This is a genomic window from Calothrix sp. CBUCES-K 9914, from assembly GCF_059640475.1.
Genome location: NZ_JBXXZH010000356.1, coordinates 1 through 7,258, shown reverse-complemented (window position 1 = coordinate 7,258; position 7,258 = coordinate 1). Strand labels below are relative to the sequence as shown.

Genomic DNA, 7,258 nt, shown 5'->3' with positions numbered 1-7,258 from the left:
TTTATAAACGCGAACTATGTTTAGTACTTTTTTACCTCTATTTCCCTTAACCGAGCAGTATTGGCATCTGTTGGGAAGTTGTCCGCAACGCATTCGGGGTAAATATATGCACCTGCCATTGATAACCCACTTTTGAGGGATGATTCCATACGATGAGCGAATTCACTCTTAGGAAGTTTATTTTTAGGAAGTTTATTTTTAGTAGATTTAGCTTTAGTATTTGCAGACGTTATATTTGATTCGAGATTAAGTTCTTCAAGATTGAATACATCAGCAATATCCTTCTCATCCTTTGGCTCAAAGTGGTCGGTAACGCTATCGAGCATTGCTAACGCTGGACGAAAGCAAGGTTTAGGGTCTTTCTTGGCATTTTGCCAAAAGGCTTTTTTGGGTAGGATTTCAATTAATGTTAATGTTATTTTGTCTGGTGGTGATTTTGGTAAGGTTTTTTGAATTGCTTTGATTCTGTTTTCACAGTCTTTCTTCCAATTTTTTCCAGATAGCTCGGCGCCGTTTTCACCAAGACCAAGTACAGTAACATCATCAATTCCATATTTTTTCGCGAGAGGATAGATTAACTCTTCTGCATCCTTACTCTGAGCTAATAATACCAATTTTATATTTGGCGGGATATAAAACGGTGGAGCTTCGTGAAGTAATGCAAAATGCGCTTTGATAAAATCTTTGACCTTATTGTATGCTTTACGAGGTAATGTATGTATTTTCTCACTATCGCAACGCAAATAAGGCTCTACAGAAGAAAATCCTTGACCGAGTTTATTTTGGATACGCTCTAAACATGCTTTATGAAATATTTCATTATCGATGGGGAAGAGTCCATCTTCTGCATTGTGTGAACGCGATATTGTGTTGCCGTAAACTACACCCCAAGCTAAATCATTATTTTTGTAGGGTGTTTGCATTACCTCAGTAGCGGTAAATTTTTCTTTACGGTTCAGGATATTCAGTAAATTTACAAGGTTTCCTTCAAAATCTACACCTCTTTCTTCTCCCATATACTTTAGCTTACACGGTGCAAATCTTTGAGAGTTTTTAGGCTTAATATAAACTGTTTTACCAGAACTGAGATAGCGTAATTCCCAATTTACCCAACGTCGAACACCGTAATCACAATTAAGATAAGGTTCTCCATCCGCGTTGTATTGAAGGGAAAATCTAAGTAAGAAAGAGTAATAATGTGCTATTTCTTCTTTCTCTTCGCTATCTTCTTTCCCTTCACTATCTTTTTTCTTTCTATTTTTAGTAATGAGTCTTGGCGGCCAGCTTATCAGTTCTTGGGCGCTAGATTGTTCGACTATACACTCATAGAATTTCATTTCTTCAAATACTTTATTGTTGCTGGGCGCCATTAAGGGTAGCGGGTCAGCAACTATTGCCTTAGCGACCAAATAAGGAATTAAGCTGTAGCATAAAGGGTCAATAATTAATTCGCTATCTTTAATTGTCCAGATTGGGTCTGGAAGTTGCACTTTTATGAATTGTAAGTCACTACCCGATAGAGATTGAATTGTTTGCATATCATTTGCTGTCAAACAATTGACTTTTTTAAAGGAGAGATTCAACCAGTTTCTGACAACATTAGCGATATAGTCAGTGTCAATTTCATCTGTTTTGGTGTAAAACCAATTGGCAATTGATTTCCCACTCAATATATTGGCACAAGGAAATAAAACTTCCGCGTCGAGAGCAAGGGTTAAGGCTTGGTTGAGAGATTGAATGGGTGGGAGAATGTGCTTTCTCTTGTGTTTGTATTGCTGCAATTGACAAAATAAATCTCGCCATTTTTTTGGAAGAGGTAATGCATATAAATCTTCTTCGAGTGAAATTTGAGTTGGTATTTGCAAAGCGAATAGCTGTATCGAATTAAATGCCATCTATTTTCTCCAATGCACGATAAAATGGTTCGTAAAGTGAACGCACTAAGGCGATGTCGCTCTGGTCGTAGCCTGTTTTGGTTCTGCCAAAATAGGGTTGCAAGACGTATTTAAAGCCTTTGAGTAAAGAATCTTGTTCTGTTTCGGGTTTTTTCTTAGCCAGGTTAGGCGCCCATGCAGCATCAATAAAACGGACTAAAGTAGGCTGATTACCGCGAATTGTTCGGGCTATCGCTTGCCAAGTTAGTACCATTAAACTCCAAATTAACCCTTCGCGTACATCTTTTGATAGCCCTTTATAAGAGTAGCGCAATTCTGTATCTAAACTTTTCAGAAAAATACCATAACCTTCGCTCCGCCATGAGTTACAAACATCAATAAAATCTCCATCACGTTCAATACCTATTTTCTTTCTTTCTGACCATAGCGCAAGGCGAAATTTATAATCTAGGTCATCGGGTGCAGGGTGGGGACGAACCAGAAAATACGCTCCACCAAATGCGCTTAATCCCGATTGATTTAAAATATTTTTACCTCGCCCAATTGCCGATATTGGTGTAATTAAAATCATCAAGTTCGTATCAGCAAAGTTTTCTACATTTGCGCGCGGAACTAATGATTCGTCAATTTCTTCTAGTGGCGAGCTTGCAGTTAATGCTCCCACTTTGTCTCTCCAATAAAAGTTAGTATCAATACTTTTAATGGCTGACAAAACAAAATTAGCTTGCTCGTAGCTGTTAACATACCAAATCAAACGCTTTCGACCTTCTTGTAAAGCGTCAAAATCGCGTTGGAGCATGTCTGTTTGACGCAGTAGGGAACGCACTATTTGTAATAAAGCTTCGTCCTTATTATTTTTTGCTCCCGAAACCCACACTGGTTCACCGTCTGGATAAAAACAAGGGTTAAAGTAAAAGTTACTTTGAGAAATTACCTCTACTGCTTTCTTGACCTTGGGACGTAGCAAATAGTCAACAGGGCGTTCAACATGATACAAAGGACTCTTACCCGCCCAACTAGTACCACTGAGTAACAAAGCATGGGCGCCTTGAGTGCCTTCATCCGCAAATACCTCAGAGAAATGCTCTAAAAGCCAGCGTCCTTGTCCCAGTGCTTGGAAGTACCACAGTGTTAATTGATTCTCCTGGCGTTCAAGCTTAAATCCGCAAACTAAACCAGATGCAAGTCCAGGTATTAACCCATAAAAATCGCGAGGAATGCGGTTAAAGAAAACAACTTCCGAAGCACCGTCTACTTGCTGTTCCAATGCGTATGCTGTTTTAATTGCTTGTTGGAAAAATGACACAAATAGAACTAGTTTCAGGAATAGCGCAAACCGACAACAAAACTCCCGTTTATCTTTAATTTTCTTCAACCAACCTTTTTTAGTCAGTTCGTTTTGTATCTTAGTAATTGTTTCCTGCTGTTCTTGGTAGTTTTCATGATTAAGTCGCATTGCATACTCAGCAAGCCAAGAATTTTTCCAGGCGCCTTGGAGAAATGTTGCCAACTCTTGATAAACGGGGTTTTTGTCGAGAATAAAGGTGGGAGACTCAACATCTATACCCTCAGCCGTGGCAATATCTAATACAAACTCCCTTGCGAGAGAAGAACATGTAAAGAAATTTTCCGCCAACCATTCGCTTTCTGATGGTGATAATTGCAACTGCGTACATATATTGTCAACAAGACTATCAGCGTTTTGCAGCGCGTGATTAAATTGACCAAAAATTAGCTGTCGCAGGTCGTTGCGAGAATTGCGGAATTTAGTCGTTCGCGTCCAGGTAACTACTTGGTCGAGGAACCCGTTGCTTCCTTTTTCAATTAATTTGATTGCGGGGAGGAATGTTGAGTCGAGGTTAGATTGTAAGAAATCGCATTCGTCAAAGAACACGACGCTACAGGTGCGGTACATCAGTTCGTAATAAGTAATTGACTGCGGACTGACGTGAGGTAGGGGGCGAGTATGAATTGTCGCGGCGACTGTAGTTAATATGACATCAGCAGTACTCAGTTCGTTTACATCTCGATGTCTAGGACATTTACCAATTAAAGGGCAAACTTTTACACCGTTATGATTCTCGTCTTCAGTATCTGTGACTTCTCGCAAATCAAAGCAGGGAGGAGTGGGGGGATTTGAGGGCTGAAAGTATTGGCTAAGGGGACAAGCTGTGGATAGATGAGTAAAACCATCCATTCCCCCATCGACACTATGCCAGTTTTTAAGGTGATTTTCGCGACTTCTTTGACCAATAACTACTGATACTCGTAAGTTGACTTTTTTGAGTAGACTTGCCATTCGCAGACAGGTTGCTACCTCGTTAAATACAATCCCAACGCGGTGTCCTTTATGGGCAACTGCGACGGTGAGGATTTCTATTAAGGTAGATTTACCCGCGTTAAGTAGTCCAACTAAGTTTTTTACTCCATCAAATTCAATGGTATTTATTTCTGCAAATCCCATTCCTTGAAACTGTTCTAGGACAATATTTTCAAGGCGTTGTTTATGGTTTTCTCCACACTTGGCATCAAGAAGATTGGCTGCTGATTCCATTTCTTCTCGTGTAATCTTTATAGGTTTATTATGTTCACGATGTACTGATATTACTTTACCTGGGTATGAAGGTAACTCTTTGGGAATCCTCACGCTGTAAGTATTTTCGCCGGAACGGAAGCGATATTCTTTTCCTGGTGTGGCGTATTTAACTGTGCGCTGGCGATATTTGAGTTTATTATTTAGTAATTCTTCAAAACGTTCAAAGCGATTTCCCCAAATAGCAGGCATGGATTTACGAGCAAAGCGATATGTTTTATCATCTATCTCATAAGCTCGATATTTATCGGGGATTTGGTTGTAGATTTTAATGAACTTTTCTGTAATTTCTTCGTTGCTGAGGTAGGGGACAAGTTGTCTAAGGTTGAATAATGTTCTTTTTGCTTCTGGTGTAGATATTAAATTGGCTAAAGGTGGAAATAGGTAATATCGGTTAGAAATTAGTAACCACAGGGAAATAGCTGTTTCGATGGATGATTGAATCCCTAGTTTTTCAATAGCAAAGAGACATAGTTCCAAATCGAGTAATGCTTCGATTTGGTCTTTAGCTAAAGAAGTTTGTTTTTGTAGGGATTCTATCGCTTTATAGCGCCAAGACCTTGTGTCTCTCATGGCTAATAGGGGGGTGGGGTGATGTTAATATTTTTCTATCTTTTCTCGAACTATAAAGAGTTACCTCTAAACAATTTTTTTCTTGACTAGTGCTACTATTGCGTCGTCGAAAATAGGTTTAATATTTGACCATCGCCATCGGGATTTGAGTTCTTTTAAATAAGCTGGACGGTCTTTTTTGCGTTCTGCGGGGATAACAATGTATCCTTCATCCCATTCGGGTTCGCTAGGTATTGGTTCATCACCTAAATTTCTAGCTAATAAGTAGGGATTGGAGTAGTCTTTTATATCTAGTGCCCATACTTCTTTTGATTTAAACTGGATTTTTAAATCGTAGCGGTCGCACTCTGGGTAAAGTTCAACATGTACCCCCAAATCTATCAGTCTCTGGTAAAGTTGAATTTCTGCACGTCCTGGGTAAAACCAGAAGCGCTCGATACCACGCTTAAGTTTGAGCGTTTCTAATGGTAGTTTAGTTTTACGCTTCAGTCGGCGCCCAGGAGGACAGCGGTTGCAGCTAGCGTTAGCAATAACCTCTTTTTGAGGATTAATTCCAGCTATTGCATTACAGTAAGGACAAGCATAAAAGTTTCCATCTAACTCATAGCAATTAGGTACAGGCTCGTAGCATTCCTCTAATAAATCCTCAAGTCCAATACCAAGTCCAAAATCTCCTTTAGCTTTAACAAACTCCAAATTAGACAAAACAGGATGTTCGATAATAAACCTGCGGAACAAAGTATAAATTTCTGTTCCTCTTGGGTGCGATTTACAGTGCTGAAATAATGCGGTTGCAATTTTTGTTTGTTCTTGGCTGAGTACGCTTCCGCCAAAAGCTTCAGCTAACTCTATTGTTAATTCTGTTGGCTCTCCTAAAAAAAGTAAAGATTCGTTCTCATCTATTTCGTCCTCGTCAACAGACACTCCCCACTCAGCAAAAGGTTGAGAGCAAAGTTCGTAAAATTCGGGAACGCTAGACGGCGCCGACTCAGGTTCGGAGCCAAGTAAAAATGCTAGAACAACTTTGTCGTAACCGAGTTGCAAGTCCTTGGGGTAAGGATAAACCCTACCCTGGTTCGCCTGTACTCTAATGAGTCCTGCCGAAATTTGCTCTAGTGTGGGTATATCGAGCTTGACCACAAGTTACTATCCCAAAAAATATAATTTTTATAATAGTAACTCTTATTTTATAGTTTGTGTTGTGAAAAATGAAAAAAAATGTAAATGTTCTTCAAGATACTGTCGCGTGTGGCGTGTCGTGTCCCAGACAAAGACTTTGTTCTGAATGAAGGTGCCAATGGTTAAAAACCCAGTGTCCGGTCGCCATCGATAGCGCCGGAAATTACACGTAGAGCGGCTTCACATCTATCATCTATATGGTATTAACGGGCGCCGAATTTTATGTAGCGGTACGCATTTACATACCAGCAGCAATATCAAGCTGAATGCTCACTATATAGTTAGCTTTCTACTTGTGTTACTTTGCGCCATATAGTTGGCGCCTACATCTATAAGCAATAATACTCAAAAACTAGCACTTGCATTTTAACTTCGCATTTTGCTAAGATATTGATAACAAACGCATCTTATTTTTAGAATGTTTACTGGGCAATGGTTTTGTGGCTTTAACCCTCGCAAGAATTGGCGCCTAGAATTTAAATGCGTTTGTGTTACATAACAACTGAAGGAGAGTGAAACTATGTGTACTTTTTTATCTAGAGGAAGCCCAAATATATGCGTATCATCAAAGAAACCACGCTCAAGAAAGGTTACGAAAAGCATCCCAATGCTGAACCAGGTTTACGAGCGTGGAAGAAGCTTGTAAAAGCGCAAGAATGGAATAGTTTTGCGGATGTAAAAGCTACTTCTCTTTTTAATCCCGACCAAGTAAAAAACTTCGTTGTCTTTAATATTGGAGGAAATCAATATAGGTTAATAACCTACATTGACTATAAAAAACAAATAATATTTATTCGCGACTTCCTGACTCATGCTGAATACGATGAAGAAAAATGGAAGGATGACGAATGGTTTGATAGTTAAGATTATTTAAAATAATATTATAGTCCGAACAAAGATTGATAAATCACTAATCTAAAAAAAAACTAAGTATAATAACAGAGATAAAATGGCTAACGAAAACACCAGTTACACCAACTTACTCATATCCTTCCCCCCGCGCCCCATAAAATCTGAA

The 7,258-nt window shown here is 39.2% G+C and carries 4 protein-coding genes; 1 reads left to right on the top strand and 3 read right to left on the bottom strand.

The features are described 5' to 3' along the window. Positions 1 to 20: 20 nt before the first annotated feature. The 3 genes from AC2JBO_RS41065 to AC2JBO_RS41055 all read right to left on the bottom strand — a co-directional run bounded on the left by AC2JBO_RS41065 (position 21) and on the right by AC2JBO_RS41055 (position 6,201). Complete coding sequence (locus tag AC2JBO_RS41065) at positions 21 to 1,895, bottom strand: pPIWI_RE module domain-containing protein (RefSeq protein ID WP_496959382.1); 1,875 nt, start codon at positions 1,893 to 1,895, stop codon at positions 21 to 23. Continuing rightward, positions 1,885 to 5,061, bottom strand: coding sequence for a pPIWI_RE_Z domain-containing protein (locus AC2JBO_RS41060; protein WP_496959381.1), 3,177 nt, complete (start codon positions 5,059 to 5,061; stop codon positions 1,885 to 1,887). The genes AC2JBO_RS41065 and AC2JBO_RS41060 overlap by 11 nt, the downstream gene beginning before the upstream one ends. Before the next feature lie 66 nt (positions 5,062 to 5,127). Next, positions 5,128 to 6,201: a restriction endonuclease-related protein gene (locus AC2JBO_RS41055; RefSeq protein ID WP_496959380.1), complete on the bottom strand. Its 1,074-nt coding sequence runs from the start codon at positions 6,199 to 6,201 to the stop codon at positions 5,128 to 5,130. Between the two features lie 594 nt (positions 6,202 to 6,795). On the opposite strand from AC2JBO_RS41055, the gene AC2JBO_RS41050 reads away from it, so the two are divergent. After that, positions 6,796 to 7,104 carry a type II toxin-antitoxin system HigB family toxin gene (locus tag AC2JBO_RS41050; RefSeq protein WP_496959379.1) on the top strand — a complete coding sequence of 103 codons (309 nt, stop codon included), beginning with the start codon at positions 6,796 to 6,798 and terminating at the stop codon, positions 7,102 to 7,104. Positions 7,105 to 7,258: the final 154 nt, after the last annotated feature.

What these genes read in the sequence shown, in the direction of transcription:
- AC2JBO_RS41050 (WP_496959379.1), top strand. Translation starts at nt 6,796, where the DNA reads ATGCGTATCATCAAAGAAACCACGCTCAAGAAAGGTTACGAAAAGCAT.
- AC2JBO_RS41060 (WP_496959381.1), bottom strand. Translation starts at nt 5,061, where the DNA reads ATGAGAGACACAAGGTCTTGGCGCTATAAAGCGATAGAATCCCTACAA.
- AC2JBO_RS41065 (WP_496959382.1), bottom strand. Translation starts at nt 1,895, where the DNA reads ATGGCATTTAATTCGATACAGCTATTCGCTTTGCAAATACCAACTCAA.